Origin of the sequence: Streptomyces olivaceoviridis (genome assembly GCF_014650115.1) — a bacterium.
Taxonomy (GTDB): Bacteria; Actinomycetota; Actinomycetes; order Streptomycetales; family Streptomycetaceae; genus Streptomyces; species Streptomyces olivaceoviridis.
Genome location: NZ_BMUI01000005.1, coordinates 376679 through 399034, shown reverse-complemented (window position 1 = coordinate 399034; position 22356 = coordinate 376679). Strand labels below are relative to the sequence as shown.

The 22356-nt window shown below is 73.8% G+C and carries 21 protein-coding genes; 9 read left to right on the top strand and 12 right to left on the bottom strand.

Features of this window, described 5'->3' with window-relative positions; all coding sequences use genetic code 11:
* Positions 1 to 80: 80 nt before the first annotated feature.
* Positions 81 to 1310: a serine hydrolase domain-containing protein gene (locus tag IE273_RS13065; protein ID WP_189815281.1), complete on the bottom strand. Its 1230-nt coding sequence runs from the start codon at positions 1308 to 1310 to the stop codon at positions 81 to 83.
* Positions 1311 to 1562: 252 nt separating this feature from the next.
* Here IE273_RS13065 and IE273_RS13060 point away from each other — a divergent pair, with 252 nt between their 5' ends.
* The gene (locus tag IE273_RS13060; RefSeq protein WP_229887211.1) at positions 1563 to 1772 is read left to right on the top strand and encodes a hypothetical protein; all 210 of its coding nucleotides are present in this window, start codon (positions 1563 to 1565) and stop codon (positions 1770 to 1772) included.
* A 4-nt stretch (positions 1773 to 1776) separates the two neighbouring features.
* Here IE273_RS13060 and IE273_RS13055 read toward each other — a convergent pair whose 3' ends face one another.
* Entirely contained in the window at positions 1777 to 2250 is a 474-nt protein-coding gene (locus tag IE273_RS13055) for a hypothetical protein (protein WP_189815280.1), read from the bottom strand.
* Positions 2251 to 2591: 341 nt separating this feature from the next.
* Between IE273_RS13055 and IE273_RS13050 the strand changes: the two genes are divergently transcribed.
* Both IE273_RS13050 and IE273_RS13045 read left to right on the top strand, forming a co-directional pair.
* The gene (locus IE273_RS13050; RefSeq protein ID WP_189815279.1) at positions 2592 to 3941 is read left to right on the top strand and encodes a transaminase; all 1350 of its coding nucleotides are present in this window, start codon (positions 2592 to 2594) and stop codon (positions 3939 to 3941) included.
* Positions 3942 to 3968: 27 nt separating this feature from the next.
* A complete protein-coding gene (locus IE273_RS13045; RefSeq protein ID WP_189815361.1) occupies positions 3969 to 4409 on the top strand; it encodes an Lrp/AsnC family transcriptional regulator in 441 nt (146 codons plus the stop codon).
* A gap of 18 nt (positions 4410 to 4427) precedes the next feature.
* Here the strand turns inward: IE273_RS13045 and IE273_RS13040 are convergent, their stop codons facing one another.
* The gene (locus tag IE273_RS13040) at positions 4428 to 5534 is read right to left on the bottom strand and encodes a PP2C family protein-serine/threonine phosphatase (protein WP_189815278.1); all 1107 of its coding nucleotides are present in this window, start codon (positions 5532 to 5534) and stop codon (positions 4428 to 4430) included.
* A gap of 261 nt (positions 5535 to 5795) precedes the next feature.
* Between IE273_RS13040 and IE273_RS13035 the strand changes: the two genes are divergently transcribed.
* On the top strand, positions 5796 to 6704 hold the full coding sequence (locus tag IE273_RS13035) for a GNAT family N-acetyltransferase (protein ID WP_189815277.1): 909 nt from the start codon (positions 5796 to 5798) through the stop codon (positions 6702 to 6704).
* A 69-nt stretch (positions 6705 to 6773) separates the two neighbouring features.
* Here the strand turns inward: IE273_RS13035 and IE273_RS13030 are convergent, their stop codons facing one another.
* The 6 genes from IE273_RS13030 to IE273_RS13005 all read right to left on the bottom strand — a co-directional run bounded on the left by IE273_RS13030 (position 6774) and on the right by IE273_RS13005 (position 12112).
* On the bottom strand, positions 6774 to 7661 hold the full coding sequence (locus tag IE273_RS13030; RefSeq protein WP_189815276.1) for a Gfo/Idh/MocA family protein: 888 nt from the start codon (positions 7659 to 7661) through the stop codon (positions 6774 to 6776).
* A 35-nt stretch (positions 7662 to 7696) separates the two neighbouring features.
* Positions 7697 to 8680: an ATP-grasp ribosomal peptide maturase gene (tgmB, locus tag IE273_RS13025; protein ID WP_189815275.1), complete on the bottom strand. Its 984-nt coding sequence runs from the start codon at positions 8678 to 8680 to the stop codon at positions 7697 to 7699.
* A gap of 17 nt (positions 8681 to 8697) precedes the next feature.
* On the bottom strand, positions 8698 to 8889 hold the full coding sequence (gene tgmA, locus IE273_RS13020; RefSeq protein ID WP_014670659.1) for a putative ATP-grasp-modified RiPP: 192 nt from the start codon (positions 8887 to 8889) through the stop codon (positions 8698 to 8700).
* A gap of 99 nt (positions 8890 to 8988) precedes the next feature.
* Positions 8989 to 9825 (bottom strand): fructosamine kinase family protein, encoded by an 837-nt coding sequence (locus tag IE273_RS13015; RefSeq protein ID WP_189815360.1) that lies wholly within the window; start codon positions 9823 to 9825, stop codon positions 8989 to 8991.
* Between the two features lie 300 nt (positions 9826 to 10125).
* Positions 10126 to 11064, bottom strand: a complete 939-nt coding sequence (locus tag IE273_RS13010) for an SCO6745 family protein (RefSeq protein WP_229887210.1) — start codon at positions 11062 to 11064, stop codon at positions 10126 to 10128.
* A gap of 46 nt (positions 11065 to 11110) precedes the next feature.
* Positions 11111 to 12112 (bottom strand): Vgb family protein, encoded by a 1002-nt coding sequence (locus tag IE273_RS13005; protein WP_189815274.1) that lies wholly within the window; start codon positions 12110 to 12112, stop codon positions 11111 to 11113.
* A 280-nt stretch (positions 12113 to 12392) separates the two neighbouring features.
* On the opposite strand from IE273_RS13005, the gene IE273_RS13000 reads away from it, so the two are divergent.
* Positions 12393 to 13010, top strand: a complete 618-nt coding sequence (locus tag IE273_RS13000; protein ID WP_189815273.1) for a hypothetical protein — start codon at positions 12393 to 12395, stop codon at positions 13008 to 13010.
* A 149-nt stretch (positions 13011 to 13159) separates the two neighbouring features.
* Positions 13160 to 13831 (top strand): class F sortase, encoded by a 672-nt coding sequence (locus IE273_RS12995; RefSeq protein ID WP_189815272.1) that lies wholly within the window; start codon positions 13160 to 13162, stop codon positions 13829 to 13831.
* Positions 13832 to 13869: 38 nt separating this feature from the next.
* Here the strand turns inward: IE273_RS12995 and IE273_RS12990 are convergent, their stop codons facing one another.
* On the bottom strand, positions 13870 to 15036 hold the full coding sequence (locus IE273_RS12990; RefSeq protein WP_189815271.1) for a GDSL-type esterase/lipase family protein: 1167 nt from the start codon (positions 15034 to 15036) through the stop codon (positions 13870 to 13872).
* Between the two features lie 47 nt (positions 15037 to 15083).
* Positions 15084 to 15656, bottom strand: coding sequence for a TetR/AcrR family transcriptional regulator (locus tag IE273_RS12985; RefSeq protein WP_189815270.1), 573 nt, complete (start codon positions 15654 to 15656; stop codon positions 15084 to 15086).
* A 303-nt stretch (positions 15657 to 15959) separates the two neighbouring features.
* Between IE273_RS12985 and IE273_RS12980 the strand changes: the two genes are divergently transcribed.
* Complete coding sequence (locus tag IE273_RS12980) at positions 15960 to 16913, top strand: LysR family transcriptional regulator (protein ID WP_189815269.1); 954 nt, start codon at positions 15960 to 15962, stop codon at positions 16911 to 16913.
* Positions 16914 to 17060: 147 nt separating this feature from the next.
* Positions 17061 to 19010, top strand: a complete 1950-nt coding sequence (locus IE273_RS12975) for a collagenase (RefSeq protein WP_189815268.1) — start codon at positions 17061 to 17063, stop codon at positions 19008 to 19010.
* 76 nt (positions 19011 to 19086) lie between these two features.
* Here the strand turns inward: IE273_RS12975 and IE273_RS12970 are convergent, their stop codons facing one another.
* On the bottom strand, positions 19087 to 20541 hold the full coding sequence (locus tag IE273_RS12970; RefSeq protein WP_189815267.1) for a glyceraldehyde-3-phosphate dehydrogenase: 1455 nt from the start codon (positions 20539 to 20541) through the stop codon (positions 19087 to 19089).
* 155 nt (positions 20542 to 20696) lie between these two features.
* On the opposite strand from IE273_RS12970, the gene IE273_RS12965 reads away from it, so the two are divergent.
* Complete coding sequence (locus IE273_RS12965) at positions 20697 to 21923, top strand: putative hexosyltransferase (RefSeq protein ID WP_189815358.1); 1227 nt, start codon at positions 20697 to 20699, stop codon at positions 21921 to 21923.
* The last annotated feature ends 433 nt before the right edge of the window (positions 21924 to 22356 follow it).

Below are 22356 nucleotides of genomic sequence, written 5' to 3'. Positions count from 1 at the left end.
CGCCGGCGGCCACCCCCCCCCAGGCCGCCGGCGGAGCCATGTCCGTCGCACCGCCCGGCCGGCCAGGGCCTCTCCCGGCCCTATCCGGCCGCCGGTGCGGCCGGCAGGTCGAACACGTGTCGCGGAGAGATGATCCGCGTGATCGCCCGGCCGAACAGTGTGCTCGGTTCCTGGCCGCGGTGGTCGATGTCGGTGTCGAGGAGGACGACGAGGGTCGTGCGCGTCGCCGGGAGGTAGACGGTCAGCGACTCGTAGCCGGGCAGGGAGCCGTTGTGACCGATCCAGCCCCGTACGTCGAAGATGCCCAGCCCGTACCCGGCGCCCGGGACCGGGGTCGCCGGGGTGATCAGGCGCTGCTTCTGCGTGGCGGGGCTGATCAGGCGTCCGCCGTCGGGCAGTTCGCCGGTGGCGACCGTGGGCGCCCAGACGCGCAGGTCGTCCAGTGTGGAGATCATCGCCCCGGCGGCCCAGCCCCAGGACGGGTTCCAGCCGGCCGCGTCGGCGACCTTCCCGTTCGCCGTCTGGTCGGTGTAGCCCTGCGCGTGCGGGGCGGGGAACTCGCTGCCCCGCGGGAAGAGCGTGTGCCTCATGCCGGCCGGGCCGAGGATGTGCCGCTCGACGTAGTCCCCGAGGTGCCGGCCGCTCTCCCTCTCCACGACCAGGCCGAGCAGAATGAGACTCGTGTTGCTGTAGGAGAACTTCTCGCCCGGCGGGAACAGCACCGGATGCCTGAAGGCGTAGTCGAGCAGCTGCCGAGGTGTGAAGGGGCGTCGCGGGTCCGAGGTGAGCGCCTTGAGGAAGCCGTCGTCCTCCGAGTAGTCGAACAGCCCGCTGCGCATGCCGGCCAGCTGGCGCAGCGTGATCCGGTCGCCGTCGGGCACGCCGCCGACGTACGTGCCGATCGTGTCGTCGAGGCCGACCTTTCCCTGGTCCACCAGTTGCAGCAGCGCTGTCACGGTGAACGTCTTCGTCTCGCTGCCGATGCGCGTGTACAGGTCCGGCGTCATCCTCCGGCCGGTCGCCGTGTCGGCGACGCCGAACGAGCGGACGTAACTCTCCCGGCCCGGTGTCCAGATGCCGACGGTCACGCCCGGCACGTTCGCCTCCCGCATCACCCGCCGCACGGTCGCGTCCAGTTGGCGGGTCACGGCGGGGGAGAGGGCGCGGACGTCGGGCTCCGAGGCCGACAGGCCGGGCGGGACGGCGACGGACGCGGCCGGTGCGGGCCCTGCCGTGAGCGGCGCGCACAGCGTTCCCACCAGTACGGCGACCACGGCTCCCCGGCGCAGGCGTACGGACGTGGGCGGCATGGGCTGACTCCAAGCACGTGGGAGGCGAGACCGTGCGCGGGGCGGACGTCGACGCCCGGACCACCTCAGCATAGGAGCGCCCGGCACGCGGCGCGCGCCGGACGAAGCGCCCCCTGCCCCGGCCCAGGACACCCCGGACCGACGTCATCTTGTCCGACGGGTGGAAGGCCTCGTTCGGGCGATGGAGTCACCCGACCCGGTGAGCGGGCGGTGCGGGGCGTACCGGTGGCGGGTCCCGGGCGTTGCCCCGGCATGAACCGCTTGGACTGGATGGACCGGATGGAGCGCATGGACCGGATGCGCCGGCTGCGTCAGATGGACCGTACCGGGGAGCCGATCTACGCCGGGCTCGTCGCGGAGTGGCGGGCGCAGGGGCGGACCGTCCCCGCCGAGCCCGACGCGCTGTGGGCGGCCCTCTCCGGCCGCACCCACGGCGCCCGGCGCGAAGCCCGGCACTTCTGAGCCGCTACCGGTACTGCCCGCACACCGGCGTGAGCACCGCCAGCGTGCCGTTGGCCTGTTGCAGCGCCTCCTCCAGGGCACCGGGCGCGTGCAGCGTGCCGGTGCCGTCGGGCGGCACGAGCCACTCCAGGGAGCGCGCGGGCCGGTAGGGCGGCGGTGCGGTGACCCAGGAGCCCTTGGTCGCGTACCGCAGCCCGGCGCCGATCCAGCCGCCGGACGGGTCCGGGGGGAGGAAGAACCCGACCCGCCCCGCCGCCGTGTCCACCAGCGTCGGCCCCGGCACCGGCAGGCCGGGCCGCCACAGCAGGTCCAGGGTGAGCAGTCCCAGCCGGTCGGGGACGCTCAGCACGTCCCAGAAGCGGCCCGCCTCCAGCAGTGCGATGCCCTCGCCGTGGTCCCATTCCCATTTGCAGGCGCGCGGGTCGGCCGACGCCGCCGCCAGCCACTCCACGCCCCGCGTCCACATCGTGTTCGTCATGCACTGCTCCGGATGTCCTCGCTCGCCTGCCCGAGGGCAGGGAACGGCCGTGACCGGGCACATCGTGCGTCCGCACACCAACCCGGCATATGCATGGTTGTAGATATTTCTATGTGGCGGAAGGGGTGGCGCGCCCTGGCGTTTGAGGCGGGACGTTCGAACTCCGCGCGTCGGTTCGTCAGTCGAGGCACGGGGACGCGTCACCCGTCCAGGGGGCGGAGCGGACCCGGCGCGCACGATTCGTGTGTTACGGCAATCGAATCGAGCGTCAGCTCTTGAGATCGGCATTGTTTCCGTCGTACGCTCGCGGCATTCCCTCCCCGTCTCTGTCGAGGTGTCCCATGGACCGCACGCGTCTGCCCGCCCTCCTGGCCCGCGAGAGCGCCGAGGCCGAACGCCGCAACCCGCGCTCCCGGGCGGCGTACGCGCACGCCGACCACCTCTTCGGCCGGGTGCCGATGACCTGGATGAACAAGACCGCCGGTGCCTTTCCGCGCTACCTGGCCGGGGCGCGGGGCGCCCGGGTCACCGACGTCGACGGGCACACGTACATCGACTTCTGCCTCGGCGACACCGGCGCGATGGCCGGCCACTCACCCGCCCCCGTCACCGAGGCGGTGCACCACCGGTACGCCGAACTGGGCGGGGCCACCGCCATGCTGCCCACCGAGGACGCCGAGTGGGTCGGCGCCGAACTGACCCGGCGCTTCGGCCTGGCCCGCTGGAGCTTCTCGCTCACCGCCACCGACGCCAACCGCTGGGCGATCCGGCTCGCCCGGGCGGTCACCGGTCGGCCGAAGATCCTCGTCAACAGCTACTGCTACCACGGCAGCGTGGACGAGTCGCTGATCGTCACCGGCCCGGACGGCACCGGCACCGCCCGCCCCGGCAACGTCGGCGCGCCCTGCGACGTGACGCTGACCAGCAGGGTCGCCGAGTTCAACGACCTCGCCGGACTGGAGCGGGAGCTGGCCCACGGTGACGTCGCCGCCGTGCTGATGGAGCCCGCCCTCACCAACATCGGCATCGTGCTGCCCGAACCCGGCTACCTCACCGGCGTCCGCGAGCTGACCCGGCGGTACGGCGCCCTGCTCGTCAACGACGAGACGCACACCTTCTCCGCCGGGCCCGGCGGCTGCACGGCCGCCTGGGACCTGGAACCCGACCTGCTCACCATCGGCAAGGCGATCGGCGGCGGCATCCCGGCCGGCGCCTACGGGCTCTCCGCCGAACTCGCCGACCGGCTGCTCGGCCGCACCGACCTGGATCTCGTCGACATGGGCGGCGTCGGCGGCACCCTCGCGGGCAACGCGCTGTCGGTCGCGGCCACCCGCGCCACCCTGGAGCACGTGCTGACCGACGAGGCGTTCGCCCGGATGGCGACCCTGGCCGAGCGGTTCGAGGCGGGTGTCCGGGCGGGGTTCGAGGCCCACCGGTTGCCCTGGTCGGTCAGCCGGCTCGGCGCCCGCACCGAGTACCGCTTCACCTCCCCGGCCCCCCGCACCGGCACCGAGTCCGCGGCGGCCTCCGACCCGCAGCTGGAGGACTTCCTGCACCTCTACCTCGCCAACCGGGGCATCCTGCTGACCCCGTTCCACAACATGGCGCTGATGTGCCCGGACACCACCGAGCGGGACGTCGACACCCACACCGAGGTGTTCGCCGCCGCGCTCGCCGAACTGGCCGCCTGAGGAAGAGAGCCGGACGGGATGAAGGACATGGACGACATCGACCGGGCCATCCTGCGCGAACTCCAGACCGACGGCCGTATCGCCTACGCCGACCTCGGCCCCAGGGTCGGGCTGTCGGCCTCGGCGGCCCGGCAGCGGCTGCAACGGCTGCTGGACACCAAGACGGTCCAGGTGGTCGGCGTCACCGACCCGATGGCCATGGGCGGACAGGCCATGGCCCTGCTCGGCATCGGCGTCGACGGCGACCCCCGGACCGTCGCCGATACCCTCGCCGAGCGCCCCGAGGTCGTCTACTCGGTGCTCACCTCGGGCGGTTTCGACCTCTTCGCCGAGGTGGTCGCACCCGGCCCCAAGGCGCTGCTCGACTTCGTGAACGACGTGGTGCGCCCCATCGAGGGCGTCCGCGAGAGCCGGTCCTTCCCGTACTTCGGCATCCACACCCACCGCTTCCTGTGGGACGTGGGCTGACCGGCTGGGACGACGAGGTCAGGCGGCGGGCAGCCCGGGCGTCAGCACCAGCATGGTGACGTCGTCGCGGATCGCGTAGCGCCGCCGGGCCAGGTCCGCCCACACCGCGCCGGGCAACTCGGCGGACGGGGTGCCGTCCAGGGCGGCCAGCCGCTCCGGCAGCGGGTAGAAGGCGCCGGTGCCGTCCCGCGCCTCCCACACGCCGTCGGAGGCCAGGAACAGCCGGTCACCCGGTCCGAGCGCCACGGTGGCCCCCTTCGGCGGATCGACCCCCAGGAGCCCGATGCCCAGCGGCGGACCGGGCGCGACGGTCACCTCCCGGGCCCGTCCCTCGTGCAGCAGGACCGGCACCGGATGGCCGCAGGCCACCAGCCGGACCGCGGCCGTGTCCGCCGCGAACTCCAGCAGCAGGGCCGTCGCGAACAGCTCCCCGTCCCGGACGTCCGCCGTGTCCGCCACGAGCCGGCGGTCCAGCCGGGCGGCCACCGACTCCAGGTCCGGCTGGTCCAGGGCGGCCTCCCGGAACGCCCCCAGCAGCGACACCACCGTCGCGACCGCGGCCAGCCCGTGCCCCCGCACGTCACCCATCACCGCGCGCACGCCGCACGGCCCCTTCCGCACGTCGAAGAAGTCGCCGCCCACCAGCGTCCCGTCCTGCGCGGCCCGGTAGAAGGACGCGCACCCGACCCGCCCGACCCGGTCCGGCAGCGGGGGCAGCACGGCCCGCTGCACCGCCTCGCCGATCGCCCGCTCGGTGTCGAGCTGGGCGTCCCGGTGGCTGCGCACATAGGACACGAACACGCTCAGCGCGGCCACGAACGCGATGGTGAGCACATCCGTGTTGCCGGGGAGGTTCAGATGGGTGGCCGGTACGTTCAGCACCACGATCGCGCCCACACCGAGCAGACCGGTCATCACCGGGCCGTAGGACAGGACCGCCAGCGGCGGGATGGCGCCCAGCAGGAAGCCGAGATCGCGCGCGTGCGGCGTGACCAGCGTGGCCGAGCCGACGGCCGCGAGCAGCAGCACGGGCAGCACGCGGACCCACCACGGCGGCGGCGCGCCCCGCAGCCAGCCCCGATCCTCCCGGTCCCCGCGCGGCGACCGGCCGCGCACCGATTCCACATCCCCAAGTTACGCCGCCCCCGGCGTACCGCGCCGCGCGGAGGAACCCGCGGCATGCCGCGCGGGGACGCCCCTCGGAAAAGGGTGGACCCCGGTCGGCCGAACCCCTAGCCTGTGATCATCACGCCCGGGACGGACGGACGAAGGAGGCGAGTGTCATGTGGACCACCACCATCCAGCGCTCCCCCCTCCCCGTGCCGTGGGCGTGTCACGTCTGATCCGACCGGGAGCGCGCACACCGCACGCATCCCGGAGGATTCCTTGACCGACGTGGTCATCCGCACGCTCGACGAGAGCAGTGCCCACCTTTTCCGCACCATGCCCGACCCGCTCGCGCTGAGCGAGAAGCACCGCGGCACCCGCTACCGCCCCGACTGGCAGCGCATCGCCCTGCGTGACGGCCGTACCGTGGCGCGCGCCGCCTGGTGGGGCCGCCCCGAGGACCCCGAGCCGCTCGTGATCAACTGGTTCGACGTCGCCGAGGGCGAGGAGGAGGCGGGTGCCGAGCTGCTGCGGACGGCGCCCTGGACAACACCCGAACTCGAACTCGACCTGCCCACCGGCTGGCGCGACGACCCGCTGCGACGGGACGCGGTGGCCGTACGGGAGAGTGCCGCGCGCCAGGCCGGCTACACCCCCCTGGTGCAGCGCTTCCTCTACCGCTGGACCCCGGACCGGGGACTGCCCGAGCGGCCCGGACGACTCCTGTTCACCGCCGAACCGGACGACGACGTGTTCCTCGACCTGCTGCGCCGCATCAACTCCGGCACGCTCGACGCCCACGCCCGCCGGGCCATCGAGCGGGGCGGCGTGGACCAGGCGGCCCGGGAGGACCTGGAGATCCTGCGCTGGTTCCCGTCACCGCGCGAGTGGTGGCAGATCGCGCGCACCCCGGAGGGCGACCCGGTCGGCATCCACATCCCGGCGCGCAACCCCGGCGGGCCGTGCGTGGCCTTCATCGGCGTGGTGCCGGAGCACCGGGGCCACGGCTACGCCTACGACCTGCTCGTCGAGTGCACCCACTTCCTGGTCGGACAGGGCGCCGAGTTCATCGCCGCCGCCACCGACCAGGGCAACGTCCCGATGGCCGCGCACTTCACCAAGGCCGGCTATCCCGTCGTACGGGAACGCGTCAACTACTGGACCGACCACGAGGCCACGGCCGGGTGACGCGCTGAGGGCGCGGTGACCCGCGGCGCCGGGGAGCGGGACCGGCCCCCTGCCCGGCGCCGCGGCCGGTCATTCCCCGCCGTCCGCCAGCCGTGCCTCCGCCGTGGCCAGGATCTCGGTGACCCGGAGGCCGAACGCGGCGTCGCAGGGGTGCGGCCGGCCCGTGCGGGCCGCCCGCACCAGCGCGTCGGCGGCCCGGGAGAGCGCGGGGACCGCTCCCTCGGAACTCCCCGGCAGGAGCGTCACGCCCGCCTCGCCGCGCAGTTCCACGTCGGCCCCGGCCGCCGCCGGCGGGGCGGTCAGGCTCAGCGTGAGGGTGCTCGACGCGCCGGTGGAGTGGTCGAGCACCAGGTGCACGGTGTCCGCGGGGCCGTGCGCCGCCGCCACGACCTGCCGTACGTCGCCGAGGACCGGCAGCAGCACCGACAGGGCGTGCGGGCCGACGTCCCACAGCGCGCCCTTCTCCCGCCGCCACGGCGAGGCCGCGAACGGGCTGTCGCTCGTGAACACCGCCCCCAGCCACTGTGCCCGTGCCGTGAACCAGCCCGCCACGGCCGCCTGTTCGTCGATCCAGGCCTCCGGCTCCTTCTGGAAGCGCGCGGTGAAGAACACCACCGACGCCACCCCGGCCTTCTCCACCGCCTCCACGACGGCCCGCCCCTCGGCGACCGTCACCGCCAGCGGCTTGTCCAGCAGCAGATGGCGGCCCGCCTGTGCCGCCCGCACCGCCAACTCGGCCTGCACGGACGGCGGCAGGGCCACCGCCACCGCGTCCACGTCGGCCAGCAGCGCGTCCACGTCGGCGTACGCGGCGACGCCGTACTGCTCCGCGAGCTCCGTGGCCGCCTCCGGCCGGCGCCCCCACACCCCGGCGAACTCCAGGCCGGTGTGCCCGGCGAGGGCGGGGGCGTACGCCGCCTTGGCCCACGGCCCCGTTCCCAGCAGTCCGATGCGCATGTCGCGTTCCTTTCTCCGAGCCGGTCCCGGCACCCTCACGATGCCGTGCTCCGGTCGCCGTCCGCGCTCCCGCGGCCGGCATCGCCTTCTTCGGCCAGCCACTGCGCGATGGCCGCGGCGATCGGCTGGCCGGTGTCCATCTCCACGAAGCCGAACTGGCCGGACTGGTTGCACTCCAGGAACCACCAGATCCCGTCGGCGTCCTCCGCGAAGTCGAAGGCGCCGTACGCCAGTTCCGCGCCCGCCATGTAGCGCAGCACGCCCTCGGCGACCCGCGGCGGCACCTCGGCGGGCAGCCAGGGGGAGACCGACGGGGCGAAGCGGACGTCCACGTCGTCCGGACGGGCGTCCGGGTCGGCGGGCTTGCGCGCGGCCAGCAGCGTGTCGCCGACGACGGTGAGCCGGATGTCGGCCCGTTTGGCGATCCGCCGTTGCAGCAGGGTCGGGCCGAAGGCGACCGCCGTGAAGTCGGCGTCCGGCGCGACCCGGCTGGTCGGCACCGCCCTGGGCGGCTCCTGCGGGTGCGCCCCGGAGACCGGCTTGACCACCAGGTCCGGGAAGCGCTCCGCGAACTCCCGAGCCGCCTGGGGGAACGTCGTGATGAGGGTGGCCGGCACCGCGAGGCCGCTGCGCTGGGCCAGACGCAGCTGCCAGGGCTTGTGCCGGGCCCGGCGCGCGGCGTCCGGGTGGTTCATCCAGCGGGCGTCGGTGCAGCGCAGCATGCCGTACAGCGCCTGCGACGACTCCTCGGTCAGCCAGGCGGACGGATGGGCGGCGCGGGCGGCCGGGTCGCCCGGCCTGCGCACCCAGACGGAGCGCAGGCCGTTCATGCTCACCAGGCGCCCGCCGACGGACAGATGTCCCCGGCAGACGCCTCGTACGTACTCGCCCGACAGCGCCACCCCGTTGGTGAGGTCGGCGGGGTCGAGCCGGACGACGGGCACGCCCGCCTCGCCCAGCCGGAGGACCACCATGTCCGCCGTCACGTCCTCTTCACTGGTCAGGATGAGCACGGTCATCTGTGGAAGCCCGTGGTTCAGTCGTCGAAGTGCGTCTTGGAACCGGCGGTCGAGGTCGTGGTCCCGAGTGCTCTGAGGGTCGCGTGGTCGGTGGCGGCGATCCGCCCGTCCGGGAGGACGTTCAACTGCAGTCCGGAGTCGTACGCATACGGAGCGGTGACGTCCAACTGCACTGCGGGCCGCGCGTAGTTGAGCGTGAACGGTTGCATGGTCTCTCCCTGATTCGGCTTTCACGTCCTTATACGAGTCGAACGGGTGATTGGTTTCCTCACGGTGAGTGAGCACCCTTCGGAGGGGTTCCTTCCGGGTCATCGCGCGAGCGCGCCGCGTGCCGCCGCCAGCGCCTGTTCGGCGTAGCCCCGCCCGAACAGCACCGCGTGCACCAGCAGCGGGAAGAGCTGGTGCAGGCCGACCCGGTCCCGCCAGCCGTCGGCCAGGGGCGCCGCCCGCCGATAGCCGGCGAGCACCCGGTCCAGGTACGGGCAGCCGAACAGATGGAGCATCGCCAGATCGGTCTCCCGGTGCCCGCCGTGCGCGGCCGGGTCGATCAGGCGGACCTCGCCGTCGGCGCCCCACAGCACGTTCCCGTTCCACAGGTCGCCGTGCAGCCGGGCGGGCGGCTCGGCCGGCCCCGCCAGCTCCGGCAGCCGTGCGCAGACCCGCTCGAACACCGCCGCCTCGCCCGGCCGGAGCGTGCCGCGGTCGACCGCGCCGCGCACATAGGGCAGCACGCGGTGCTCGGCGTACCAGCGGGGCCAGTCGGTACCCGGTGTGTTGCGCATGGGGGCGAGGCCGATGCGGGCGTCCTCGGGCCCGTCGGGCGGCGGGGCCCCGAAGTGGGGTGCGCCGGCCGCGTGCAGCGCGGCGAGGGCCCGGCCGAAACGCAGCGCCGCCTCGGGGTCCGGAGAGCCGGTGGGCACCCGCTCGGTCACCATCCAGTGCTCGTCGTGCCCGAGTACCGACGGCACCCGGACCGCGTCCGCCGCGGCCAGCCAGCGCAGCCCCGCCACCTCGGCGCGCACCGCCCCGGGGCCGTCGCCACGCTTGACCATGACCGGGGTCCCGCCGTCCAGCAGCACTTCGGCGGGCGAGCCCGACGACCGCCGGGCCCCGCTCACCGGGCGCCCGGTGAGCCGGGCCGCCACCTGTCTTGGATCCTCGTCTCGGTTGACCACGGCCCCAGCGTACGACCCGTGATCGAGGCCGCTCACCTGGCACTTCAACCGTTGACACGACTGTTCTCAGCCGAACCCAGGCGACCGCCACCCGTGCTGATCCGGCACGGCCGCCGCGTGGGTGCCGCGTCGCCACGCCGGGTGCCCGCGGGTGCCGACGCGAACCCGCGCCCGCATCGCCCCGCGGTTCCCGCCCGCCCGCCCGGCAGCCGGGCCCCGCGCTCGCCCTCCCGCCGGGGCGCGTCCTGGGCCCGGTGCCCGGAGCCCCCCTCAGCGGCCGACGGGGTACGTCACCCGGGTCAGCCCCACCGGATTCCCGGCCGGCAGCAGGCCCGACTCCCCGACCGTGCGGGCCAGCGGCTCCAGCAGCGAGGCCAGCCGTCCGCTCCGCTCGGCGCCCAGCGCGGCCCACGGTCCCTCGGCCGCCGCGTCGGTGAGCGCCTCGGCCTCCGCACGCAGGGCCGCGCCCGCCGGCGTCAGCGTGCCGTCCGCCGTGAGCCGGCCGTCCGCGCGCAGCCCGCCCACGGCCGCCGCCCACTCGTCCTGCGGCCACTTCCGGGTCTCGCGCAGGAAGGCCCCGTCGGACTCGCCGGCCGCCGCCTTGAGCACCATGGCCTCCACCGGTCCGAGCCCCAGGCCGACCAGCACCGCCACATGGGAGTCGCCCCGCTGCTCGCGCAGGGTCGTCAGGGCCTGCCACAGACGGGCGGTCGGCTTGGCCGGCCGTTCCAGCGCCTGATTGGCGGCGCCCAGCACCCGGCCCGTGGTGTCCGCGCCCGCGGCGGCCTCCCAGGCGAGGTCCGCGGCCTCCGTGAACGCGGCGGAGCCGACGGTGTCCGCCCCGAACAGGCGGGTCATCGCCGCGTCCATCGCCTCCAGCCGGGCCGTCAGCGCCTGCGCCGGGGTGGCGTACGACCAGGCGTCCGGCAGCGCCCGGGACACCCGGGCCGGGTGGAAGACGTAGAAGCAGCTCGTCACCACGGCCGGGGCCGCGGCGCCGAGCGGGGCGGCGCGCAGCGCGAAGTAGCCCATCCAGAACCCGCGCAGCCCGAGCCCCTCCGCGGCCCGGCGTGCCTCCGGTGCGAAGTACACGAGACCGTGCACCGGTTCGTACCGCTCCCACAGGGCCCGCGCCATCCCGTCCGCCACTGCTTCCTCCCGCCGCCTTGACGTGCTGTCGGCACCAGCCTGCGTTATGACAGTGGTCATAACAAGAGGGTGGCGGGCCGGAAGGGAGGAGGGCGGCCGGGAGGGCTCACCGGGCGGGGACCCGGATCCGGCCGATGGCGTTGCCGAGCAGCTCGGTGAACCACACGGCCCCGCCGGGCCCGGCCGTCAGCCGCAGCGGCACCTTCTCGCCGCCGTCCGGCACCGCGAAGGTGGTGATGGTGCCGGACGCGGTGATCCGGCCGACGCGGCCGGCCTGGTCGGCGTACCAGACCTGCCCGTCCGGCCCGCGCGTGATGCCGCCGGGCAGGCTGTCCGGGCCGGGCAGCGGGAACCGGGTGACGTGCCCGGCGCGGTCGACGCGGACCACCGCCTGCCCGCCGGACGTGGTGAGCCACATGCCGCCCGGCCCGGCGACGATGCCGCCCGGGAATCCGGAGGCCCCGCCGGGCAGCGGGAACTCGGTCAGCTGTCCGGCCGGGGTGATCCGCCCGACCTTGCCGCCGCTCAGCTCGGTGAACCACAGCGCGCCGTCGCCGCCCGCCGCGATGGAGTGGGGGGAGGCGTCCGGCGTGGGCACCGGGTACTCGGTGATCCGCCCCGCGGTCGTGATGCGGCCGATCCGGTTCCCGGTCGCCTCGGTGAACCACAGCGCCCCGTCCGGGCCGGGCACGATCCCGGCCGGGCCGCTGCCGGCCGCCGGCAGCGGCCCGGCCGTGAGCAGCCCGGCGGGGGTGACGCGGCCGATCCGCCCGGCGGTGGTCTCGGTGAACCACAGGGCCCGGTCCGGCCCCTGGACGATCTCGGCCGGGCCGGTGTCCGGGCCCGAGGTCGGGATGTCGGTGACCGTGCCGTCGGCCGCCATCCGCCCGATCCGTCCGGCGCCGTGCTCCGCGAACCACAGCGCGCCGTCCGGACCGGCGGTGATGCCGACGGGCGCGGCACCGGCCGTCGTGGTCACCGGATACTCCGTCACGGTGTCCGCCCCCGCGCGGGCGGGCGCGGCGCCGGCGGTGCCGGCGAGCAGAGCACCGGCCCATGCGGCGGCCGGCCATCGGACCCGTCGCCCGTACCGGGGGTTCGTCGGCATGGAGTGCCTCCTTCGGGCGGCGCTGCACGGGGAGGGGGGGGGAGGGCGTACCCGGCTGCCGTACGACGGGCTCACCCCGGCAGGCGTGGACCGCGTCGGCGATTGACCCGGACGAGGGGTCCCGGAGCCGGTGCGCTGGGGCAGACGGGTGGCGTGGTGACCCGGCTGGGCGGCTCGGATGGTGGGAGCCAGGGGCCTCACTGACGGTGGTTCATGTCGGGGCCGGGTCCATCCAGCTGATGAGGTATCCGCTGCCCGGTCACGGCGGAAGGACATCACTATGCGCTCTGCCCGCATGCTCCTGGCAACGGCGACTGCCGCCGCCGCCCTATCCTTCGCCGCACCCGGCGCCGCGTTCGCCGTAGCGGCCGGGCACGACGGCGGCGGCCGGGACGGCTCCTCGTACAGCAAGGAGCAGGACAGCGAGTCCGACGAGGACGAGGGATCCGGCAACGACGAGGGATCCGGCAACGACCAGGACAAGGACTACGGCAACAAGCGCGGCGGCGGCGAGGAACACGACGGGCCGCGCGGCGGAATGCACACGGGTGGCGGAGCGCTCGCCACGGTGCGCGGCCAGGACTGGGGTTCCAGCGGTGACAGCCGGTTCGACCCCGAGAGCTACCGCGACAAGGACGAGGACGAGGGCGGGGACGACAACGGCGACAAGGGCGACCGAGGCGAGAAGGGCGAACGGGGCGAGAAGGGCGAACGGGGTGAGAAGGGCGAGAAGGGTGACTGGGGCGGCGGCCACGACAAGCCGCGCGGCGGCATGCACACCGGTGGCGGCGCGCTCGCCACGCCCGGTGTCACCGCGGGCGGCCTCGCCGTCCTGGCCGTAGGCGCCACCGGTGCCTACGCACTGCGCCGCAAGAAGGCCGCACAGCCGGCGTCCTGACGGGCCGTACGTCCAGGGGCTGCGGACGCCGCCGGTGCGCCCCGCGCGCCGGCGGCCCGCGCCCCCCGTGCCCCGCCGGGACGCCGGTCCCGGCGCCGTCTTCCCCGCCCTGATCCCCGTGCTGCCGTGCCCGAGTGAGGTGGTGTCCGATGGCAGCAGATCCCTCTTCCCCGACCCCGTCAGGACCGGCAGCGGACGAGCAGCGCGCCGGCTACGGCGGGCGGCTGACGCTGTGGGGTGTGGCGGCCGTCTTCCTCGCCGTCAGCATGTTCGGCGGTCACCAGCAGCCGGACGACAAGCCGGAGGCGCACCGGGCCTCGGGCACCGGTGCCCCGCCGGCGACCGACTCCCGGCAGGCCGACGACGCGCTGCCGAGGTCCGCACCGACCCGGCTGCGCATCCCGAAGATCTCCGTGGACGCCCCCTTCACCTCCCTGGAGCTCGGCGACTCGGGCCAGTTGCAGCCGCCGCCCGCCGCCGACACCAATCTCGTGGGCTGGTACGCCGACGGTGCCGCGCCCGGCGAGCGGGGCACCGCGGTCATCGCCGGACACGTCGACACGGTGACCTCGCCGGCCGTTTTCGCCAACCTCGACGAGCTGGAGCCCGGCGACCGGTTCTCGGTGCAGCGGGCCGACGGGCGCACGGCGGACTTCGTCGTGGACAGCGCCGAGACCTTCGCCAAGGACGACTTCCCCAGCGAACGGGTGTACGCCGACGCGTCGCGCCCCGAGGCCCGGCTCATCACCTGCGCCGGGGACTACGACCGGACGGTGCGGGACTACACCGACAACCTGGTGGTCTTCGCGCACCTGGTGTGAGGGGGTCCGGCGCGAGCCGGGGGACCGGACCCCTCCGGTCAGGCGGCGCGGTCCGCGAAGGGCCCGTCCCCGGCGAACGCCAGCGCCGCGAACCGCTCGCCGATGCGGCGGTGTCCGGCGGCGTCCGGGTGGAGGCCGTCGGGCAGCGGCAGCTCGGCGAAGTCGCCCTCCCCGTACAGCTCGCGGCCGTCCAGGTGGTGCAGGGCCGGGTCCCCGGCCGCCCGCTCGCGCACGATCCGGGCCAGCTCCTGCCGGACGACCCCCAGGGTGAGCTTCCCGGCCGCCCGCTCGGCCGGATCCCCGGCGGCCTGGTACCGCAGGCGCCCCTCGCCCAGGGCGGTCAGGTCCATGACGGTGGGACCGGGCGTGTCCTCGTGCAGCGGGCACAGGACCGGCGAGACGACGAGCAGCGGGGTGTCGGGGTGCCCCTCGCGGACGGTGTCGAGGAAGCCGTGCACGGCGGGGCCGAAGGCGCGCAGCCGCATCAGGTCGGTGTTGACCAGGTTGATGCCCAGTTTGACGCTGATCAGATCGGCGGGCGTGTCACGCAGTGTCCGGGCGGTGAACGGATCGAGCAGCGCGCTGCCGCCGAGCCCGAGGTTGACCAGCTCCACTCCGCCCAGGGACGCCGCGAGCGCCGGCCAGGTGGTGGTGGGGCTCGCCGCGTCCGAGCCGTGGCTGATCGAGCTGCCGTGGTGCAGCCACACCCGGCGGCCCCGGTCCGGCACGGGCGCGACGGGGGCGTCGGCGCGCAGCGCGACCAGCTCGGTCGTCTCGTTGTGCGGCAGCCAGATCTCCACGTCCTTGACGGTGTCCGGGAGGCCGGTGAAGCGCACGGTGCCCACCGGGCCGGGCCGGTGCCGGGCGGAGCCGGTGCCCAGGTCGATGGTGAGGGTGTCGCCCTCGGCGAGGGAGGCGCTGCCGGCCGGGCGTCCGTCGACGAGCAGGTCGTACACGCCGTCCGGACGCGGCGGTGCGCCGACATAGACCCGCTTGGTCGGCAGGGTGTCCAGCTCGACGGTGGTGGCGCGGGTGCGCAGGGCCAGCCGTACGCCGGAGGGCTGGGACTCCGCCAGGGCCAGCTGCGGGTCGGCGCACTGGGCGCGGGCCCGGGCGGGCAGCCGGTGCGGCAGCAGGCCGTGCGCGGTGCGCTCCAGTTCGAGGGCACCGCGTATCAGGCCGGCGGTGAGGGGGATGGTGAGCATCGTGTCTGCCTGCGTTTCGAGGGGGGTGCCGTGGGGGCGCGTGCGGTTCAGGGCTGGGCGGGCCAGTTGCGCAGCAGGGAGTCGAGGGCGTCCAGGATCCGGGTCCACGACTCCTGCGAATCGGGCGCGCTGTGGCTGAAGCCGCCGGCCGTCTCCAGGCTGACGTAGCCGTGGAAGACGCTGCCGAGGAGGCGGACCGCGTGGGTCTGGTCCGGCTCGGTCAGGTCGTAACCGCGCAGGATCGCCCGGGTGAGCTGCGCGATCCGCACTCCCGCGCTGCCGGCCGCCGTCTCGGCGTCCAGCGGGTGGCGGGCCGCCGCGTAGCGACCGGGGTGCGCGCGGGCGTAGTCGCGGTAGACGTGGGCGAAGGCGCCGAGGGCGTCCTTGCCGGACCGGCCGGCCAGCGCCTCGGCGGCACGGTCGGCCAGCTCCGCGAGGGCGAGCAGCGCGATCCGGGTCTTGAGGTCCTGCGAGTTCCTCAGGTGCGAGTACAGGCTCGCGACCTTGACGTCGAACCGCCGGGCCACCGCGGACACCGTCACCTGGTCGAAGCCGACCTCGTCGGCCAGTTCCGCGCCGGCCCGCACCAGGCGTTCGGTGGTCAGCCCCGCACGCGCCATCACTGTCTCTCCCGTCTGTCGAAAGCCATTGTGCATTTTCCTAAGGGTTTTAGGCAAATGGAATCTCTGCTTAGGCAGGCTCGGCCGCCCGTGGACTCCCGGGGCACCAGCGAGAACGGGCCGGTGAACGCCTCCTGGATCGCCCGAGCCCCCTCGGGGCCCGACGTCGCCGCCCGGGAGGGCAGAATGGAACGCTTCGGTCCGCCGGTCGTGAGCACGGCAGGCGACGGCTGAGGCGGACCGGCGTGGTCGGTCCTCGGTGCGCGAGGGTACGGGGGGCCGGAATGGGCGGGGAGTGGAGCGATGGATTTGGAGTTGCGGCACCTGCGGGTGCTGTGCGCGATCGCCGACGCGGGCAGCGTGGGCCGTGCCGCCGCACAGCTCGGCTACTCGCAGCCGGCCGTCAGCACCCAGTTGCGGCGCATCGAACGCCACCTCGGCGAGCCCCTCTTCGAGCGCGGGCCCGGCGGGGTCCGGCCGACCCGGTACGGTGCCGAGGTCGTCGAGCAGGCCCGGGACGTCCTCGCGCGGGCCGCCGCGATCGGGCACCGCCCGCCCGCCGCCCGCCCCCGCGGCACCCTGCGCGTGGCCGCGACGAACTCGCCCATGCTGTCCGGCACGGTCTCCCGGGTCCGTGCGCGGCTGCCGGAACTCTCCCTCTCGGTCACCAGCGTCTACGCGTCCTCGCGGATCGTCGAACTGCTGGAGGAGGGCGCGGTGGACGCGGCCATCGCCGCCGACTACCCGGGCATGGAACTACGGCACTCGACCGCCGTACGGCACCGCGGCATCGTCACCGAGCCCACCTTCGTCGCCCTGCCCGCCCGCCACCGGCTCCGGCAGAGCGCGCAGGTCCAGCTCGCCGACCTCGCCGAGGACGCCTGGTTCGTGACCCCGGACGACGGCGCCGGCTGGCCGGGGGTGTTCTACGACGCCTGCGCCGCGGCCGGGTTCACACCGGTGACCGTCCATGAGTGGCTCGGCGACCAGACGCAGCTACAGAGCATGATCGCCGACGGCCTCGGGGTGTCCCTGGTGCAGCCGACGCTGCGGCCGATCCCGCACGTCACGGTCAAACCGCTGGCGGGCTCCCCGCTCTGGTGCCGCTATGTGCTGGCCTGGCGGCCGGACACCGTCACCGACGACACCGTGGAGACCCTCTTCCGGTCCGCCATGGACGCGTACCGCGACCTCGTCGCCCAGGCCCCGCACCTGCGTACCTGGGCCTCGCGCACCTGGAACGTCACCGGGGCGTAGTGGCGGGTCAAGGATGCGTCGCGGTGTTATGAGCGGCCAGTGCCATGTGCTATGTCACACGCCATTGTTGGGTGCGGGGTGCGCTGGAACAGTGCCTCACACGCCTCGACACCCCACAGAGGCGCATCCCTTCGTGGAGGAATCCCGATGCGCTATCGCTTCACGCTGCCCGGACGCGTGCCAAGGGGCACGGCCGGCCGCATCGCCGGCGCCGCCGCCGTCTGCGTCACCCTGGCCGGCCTGCTGTCCACCCCGGCACTCGCCGCCCCCCGGCCGCACACCGCCACGGCCACCGCACCCCGGGCACACCGCTCCGTGCCGTCGCCCGCCGCCGCGTCCACCGTCGCGACCGAGCGCCCCGCGATCCAGGCCCGGCGGCTCAGCCCGGTCCAACTCCCGCCGCAGCAGCCCCCGTCGACGAAGGACGCCGGGCCGCACACGGCGAAGAGGGCCTCCTGCGTCCCGGCCGACTTCGGCAGCCGTACCGGCTCCGCCCTCGTCTCCTACGTCAGGGCCGCGGCCCCGGACTGCGTCAACACCCTCTTCGCGGTCACCGGCACGGACGCGCGCGACATCTTCCGCCAGGACCAGATGCTCACCGTCGCCCACGCGTTAACCAGCACCGCCGGGCAGTACCGCGGCGACAACTCCGGCAGCCTGCTGCAACTGGTCCTCTTCCTGCGGGCCGGCTACTACGTGCAGTTCAACCACCCGGGCGACGTGGGCGCGTACACCTCCAGCCTCACCACCGCCGTCGCGAGCGGCATGGACACCTTCTTCGCCCGCCCCCACTCCCGCGACGTCACGGCGGCCAACGGCGACATCCTCGGCGAGACCGTCATCCTCACCGACAGCGCCGACCAGCAAGGCCGTTACCTGGACGTCTACCGGCGGCTGCTGAACGGCTACGACAGCTCGTACGACGCGATCGACAGCATGGTCAGGGCCGTCAACGACGTCTACACACCGCTGTGGCGCGGCAACTGGAACCCGGAGTACGTACGCGCGGTCGAGACCGACCCGCGCATCATCGACACCCTGTACGACTTCGCGCTGGCCCACACCGACCGGCTCGGCACCGACCGGGCCTTCCTGGACTCCAACGCCGGGATGAACCTGGCCCGTTACACCGAGCACCCGGGACTGCGGGACACCGTGCGCCCGTTGGCCAAGGACCTGCTGGACCGGACGGGGATCACCGGCCCGACGGCCGCGCTCTGGGTGGCCGTGGCCACCCAGGCGGACTACTACGACCAGGCCGACTGCTCCTACTACGACGTCTGCGGCCTGCCGGAGAAGCTCGACAGGGCCGTCCTGCCCGTCACCCGGCACTGCGACGCGAACGTCACCCTCCGCGCCCAGGCGCTCACCGCCGCCGACCAGGACGCCGCCTGCGCCAGTGTGCTCCGCCAGGACGCCTACTTCCGGTCGGTCGTGGGGGCCCAGGGCGCGATACCCGGCCAGTACGCCTCCACGGTCCGAATCGTGGTGTTCGCGAGCCGCGCCGACTACCAGACCTACGCCGGCGCGATGTACGGCGTCAGCACCGACAACGGCGGCATCACGCTGGGCGGCGATCCGTCGGACCCGGCCAACGAGCCGACGTCGATCATGTACCAGAGGGACTCCGACGACGGCTTCCCGGCCCGGATCTGGAACCTCAACCACGAGTACACACACTTCCTGGACGCCCGGGACGACATGAAGGGCGACTTCGCGCGGCAGATCTCCGTGCCGGACGTGTGGTGGATCGAGGGCCTCGCCGAGTACGTCTCCTACGGCTACCGCGGTCTCGCCGACGACCAGGCGGTCCAGGAGGCCGGCCGGCACACGTACAGGCTGAGCACCCTGTTCGAGAACACCTACGACAACAGCGACGTGACCCGCACCTACCCGTGGGGCTACCTCGCCGTGCGCTACATGGCCGAGCGGCACCCCGACGACATCCGGCGCATGCTCGCCCGCTTCCGCGTCGGTGACTACGCCGGCGGATACGCCGTCTACCACGACGGCGTCGGCACCCGCTACGACGCCGACTTCGACCAGTGGCTCACGGCCTGCGCCGCGGGCGCGTGCGGCAGGCCCGCCCCGGCCTGACCGGACCCGCCCCGCGCAGTGGCCGCCGACCGCGAACCCCGGTCGGCGGCCGTACGCGTACGCGGGACCCGGGCGGTCAGACCGCCGGCGCCGGGTACGTCGGGTACTCCACGCCGGACACGTGCTGGACGACCCGGACGACCTGGCAGGAGTAGCCGAACTCGTTGTCGTACCAGAGGTAGAGGATCGCGTTGTCCCCGTCCACCTTCAGCGCGCCGGCGTCCACGATCGAGGCGTGGCGCGAGCCGATGAAGTCGCTGGAGACCGCGTCGGGCGCCGTGATGAAGTCGATCTGGCGCTTGAGCGACGAGGTCAGCGACACCTCGCGCAGGTGGTCGTGGACCTCCTCGCGGGTGGTCTCGCGGGCCAGCTGGAGGTTGAGGATCGCGATCGACACGTCCGGCACCGGGACGCGGATCGAGCTGCCGCTGATCTTCGCCTTGAGGTCGGGCAGCGCCTTGGCGACGGCGGATGCGGCACCGGTCTCGGTGATGACCATGTTGAGCGGCGCGGAGCGGCCCCGGCGCTCGGACTTGTGGTAGTTGTCCAGCAGGTTCTGGTCGTTGGTGAACGAGTGGACGGTCTCGACGTGGCCGCGCAGCACGCCGTACTCGTCGTCCATGGCCTTCAGCGGCGGCACGATCGCGTTGGTGGTGCAGGAGGCGCAGGACAGGATCTGCTCGTCCGGCTTGATGGTGTCGTGGTTGACGCCGTGCACGATGTTCGGGACGTCGCCCTTGCCCGGCGCGGTCAGCACGACCTTCTCGATGCCGGGGCGCAGGTGCTGGGACAGGCCCTCGCGGTCGCGCCACTTGCCGGTGTTGTCGATGAGGATGGCGTCCCGGATGCCGTACTCGGTGTAGTCCACGTGCGACGGGTCGTCGGCGTAGATCACCTTGATGGCGTTGCCGTTGGCGACGATCGTGCTGCTGCCCTCGTCCACGGTGATCGTGCCCTGGAACTGGCCGTGGATGGAGTCGCGGCGCAGCAGCGAGGCGCGCTTGACGAGGTCTTCGGCGGCCCGGCCGCCGCCGCCGCGCACGACGATGGCGCGCAGCCTGAGGCCGTTGCCGGAGCCGGCCTTCTCGATCAGCAGGCGGGCGACCAGCCGGCCGATGCGGCCGAAGCCGTACAGCACGACGTCACGCGGCTCGCGGCGCTCGATCTTGTCGGCCCCCGTGGCGCCGGCGACCGCCTCGGCGGTGAACTCCGCCACGCTCAGGCCGCGGTCGTCGGCCTTGTAGGTGGTGGCCAGCATGCCGAGGTCGATCTGTGACGGCCCGAGGTCGAGGGCGGTCAGGGCCTGGAGGAACGGCATGGTCTCGGTGACCGACAGCTCGGCGCCGGCGATCTGCCGGGCGAAGCGGTGCGTCTTCAGGATGCTGACCACCGACTTGTTCACCAGGGAGCGGCTGTGCAGCAGGACGGTCACGTCCCGCTCGCGGTGCAGCTTCCCGATGAGCGGGATCATCGACTCCGCGATCTCCTCGCGGATCTTCCAGTTGGTGAACGAGTCGTCGTTGACAGTCACAGATCCATCTTTCGAGCTAGGCAGCGCTCATATGATAACCACACCCTTGTGGGCCCCTTTGAAAGGGTGAGCGGGGCCGGTGACGCGTCCGGACGCGTGAAAACCGGGGGAGGGGCGGCGGAAACCCGGGTCGCGCGTTGCACCTGCCCACCGGCGTGCCCAAGGTCGACGCCGTGAGCACCTCCTCCGTCCCCCGGCCCGAACCGACGGCCCCCTCCGGCCCCCTGAGGCGCCCCCGGCTGCCCCGGCCGACCGGGCCCGGCCGGCCGCAGGGCGTCCTGCCGGCGCTCGCCCTGTTCGCGGCCGTCCGGCTCGCCGGGCTCCTCACGGTGATCCTCACGAACGAACTCCGGGGACAACCGCTGGTCAGGAACCTGGCCCACGCCTGGGACTCCCGCTGGTACCTGCACATCGCCACCCACGGCTACGGCCACCTCGTCTGGATCTCCCCGCAGGGCGCCGTCCAGACCGACTGGGCCTTCTTCCCCCTCTATCCGGCGCTCATCCGAGCACTGACCACCGTCCTGCCCCTCACCCCGGGCCGGTCCGCCCTGCTCATCGCCTGGACGGCCGCGGGCGTGGCCGCGTACGGCGTCTACCTCGTCGGCCACCATCTGTACGGCCGGGGCGTCGCCACCACACTGGTCGCCCTGTGGGCCGCCCTGCCGCACGCCGTCGAACTGACCATCGCCTACACGGAGTCGCTGTTCGCCGCGCTCGCCGCGTGGGCGCTGTACTGCGTGCTCAGGGGCCGCTGGCTGTGGGCCGGAACCCTGGCCGCGCTGGCGGGCCTGGCGCGGCCCAGCGGATTCGCGGTGGCGGTGGCCGTCACCCTGGCCGCCGGGCACCAGGCGGTGCGGCAGCGCGGCCGGGCCCCCGCGCGGCTGTGGGCCGGAGCCGTGCTGGCCCCCCTGGGCTGGCTGGGCTATGTGCTGTGGGTGGGGAGCCGTACGGGAGACCTCCTCGGCGGCTACTTCACCGTCCAGCGCGCCTGGGACTCCCGCTTTGATTTCGGCGCCGGCTCGGTGCGCTTCCTCAAGGCCCTGTTCCTGCACGGCGGGGGCGTCGTCTACCCGGTGGCCCTCCTGGTCGTCGCGTCGGGCGTCCTGCTGTTCGCCCTGCTCTGCCTGGAGCGCCCCCCGCCGGCCCTGGTGGTCTTCGCCGGCCTCCTGGTCCTCCTCGTGGTCGGCGGCTCCGGCTCCTTCTCCTCCAAGCCGCGGTTCCTGCTGCCGGCCTTCCCGCTGCTCGTCCCGGTGGCACGCGCACTCGCCCGCACGTGGTGGCTGCGCCCGCCGGCGGCGATAGTCGTCTACGGCGCCCTCACCCTGGTCTCCCTGCTGTGCGGCGCCTATGTGACGGCGGTGGCCCACTCCCCGCTGTGAGCCACCGGCCCGCGACCGCTGGGGCGGTGCGCACCGCTGGCGCGGCTTTCGGCGCAGCGCGATCGGGCACAGACGGCCGCGCGCGAGACCTCGGACGGGGGAGACACGAGATTTGCAGATTCGGCCGTCTCAGATTGAACTCGAGGGCTAGGGTAGAGACATCCGAACGCATCTATGGATGCGTCAGGGTGAGGTCGGTCAGTGGTCCGACCCGGACGACCCCCGCGCCATGGTGACGGCATCTGCGGGGGCCGCCCTCGACGGGTCAGCGACCGCGCGTGATCCAGACCAGGAGGTCGTGCAAGGTGGTTGCAGCCACCGACGCCGAAAACTGGTCGAACCAGGTCCACGCGCGGTTGCTGGGCCTGGCGGACCGGTACCACGCGCGGACGGCTCGGACGGCTCGGGTACATCGCCGATGTACCTTCGCCCC

Coding starts and splice junctions, on each gene's coding strand:
- IE273_RS13005 (WP_189815274.1), bottom strand. CDS start 12,112: ATGCCGACGAACCCCCGGTACGGGCGACGGGTCCGATGGCCGGCCGCC.
- IE273_RS13000 (WP_189815273.1), top strand. CDS start 12,393: ATGCGCTCTGCCCGCATGCTCCTGGCAACGGCGACTGCCGCCGCCGCC.
- tgmB (WP_189815275.1), bottom strand. CDS start 8,680: ATGACCGTGCTCATCCTGACCAGTGAAGAGGACGTGACGGCGGACATG.
- tgmA (WP_014670659.1), bottom strand. CDS start 8,889: ATGCAACCGTTCACGCTCAACTACGCGCGGCCCGCAGTGCAGTTGGAC.
- IE273_RS12975 (WP_189815268.1), top strand. CDS start 17,061: ATGCGCTATCGCTTCACGCTGCCCGGACGCGTGCCAAGGGGCACGGCC.
- IE273_RS13050 (WP_189815279.1), top strand. CDS start 2,592: ATGGACCGCACGCGTCTGCCCGCCCTCCTGGCCCGCGAGAGCGCCGAG.
- IE273_RS13060 (WP_229887211.1), top strand. CDS start 1,563: ATGAACCGCTTGGACTGGATGGACCGGATGGAGCGCATGGACCGGATG.
- IE273_RS13055 (WP_189815280.1), bottom strand. CDS start 2,250: ATGACGAACACGATGTGGACGCGGGGCGTGGAGTGGCTGGCGGCGGCG.
- IE273_RS12995 (WP_189815272.1), top strand. CDS start 13,160: ATGGCAGCAGATCCCTCTTCCCCGACCCCGTCAGGACCGGCAGCGGAC.
- IE273_RS13030 (WP_189815276.1), bottom strand. CDS start 7,661: ATGCGCATCGGACTGCTGGGAACGGGGCCGTGGGCCAAGGCGGCGTAC.
- IE273_RS12980 (WP_189815269.1), top strand. CDS start 15,960: ATGGATTTGGAGTTGCGGCACCTGCGGGTGCTGTGCGCGATCGCCGAC.
- IE273_RS13065 (WP_189815281.1), bottom strand. CDS start 1,310: ATGCCGCCCACGTCCGTACGCCTGCGCCGGGGAGCCGTGGTCGCCGTA.
- IE273_RS12985 (WP_189815270.1), bottom strand. CDS start 15,656: ATGGCGCGTGCGGGGCTGACCACCGAACGCCTGGTGCGGGCCGGCGCG.
- IE273_RS13010 (WP_229887210.1), bottom strand. CDS start 11,064: ATGACCACTGTCATAACGCAGGCTGGTGCCGACAGCACGTCAAGGCGG.
- IE273_RS12990 (WP_189815271.1), bottom strand. CDS start 15,036: ATGCTCACCATCCCCCTCACCGCCGGCCTGATACGCGGTGCCCTCGAA.
- IE273_RS13045 (WP_189815361.1), top strand. CDS start 3,969: ATGGACGACATCGACCGGGCCATCCTGCGCGAACTCCAGACCGACGGC.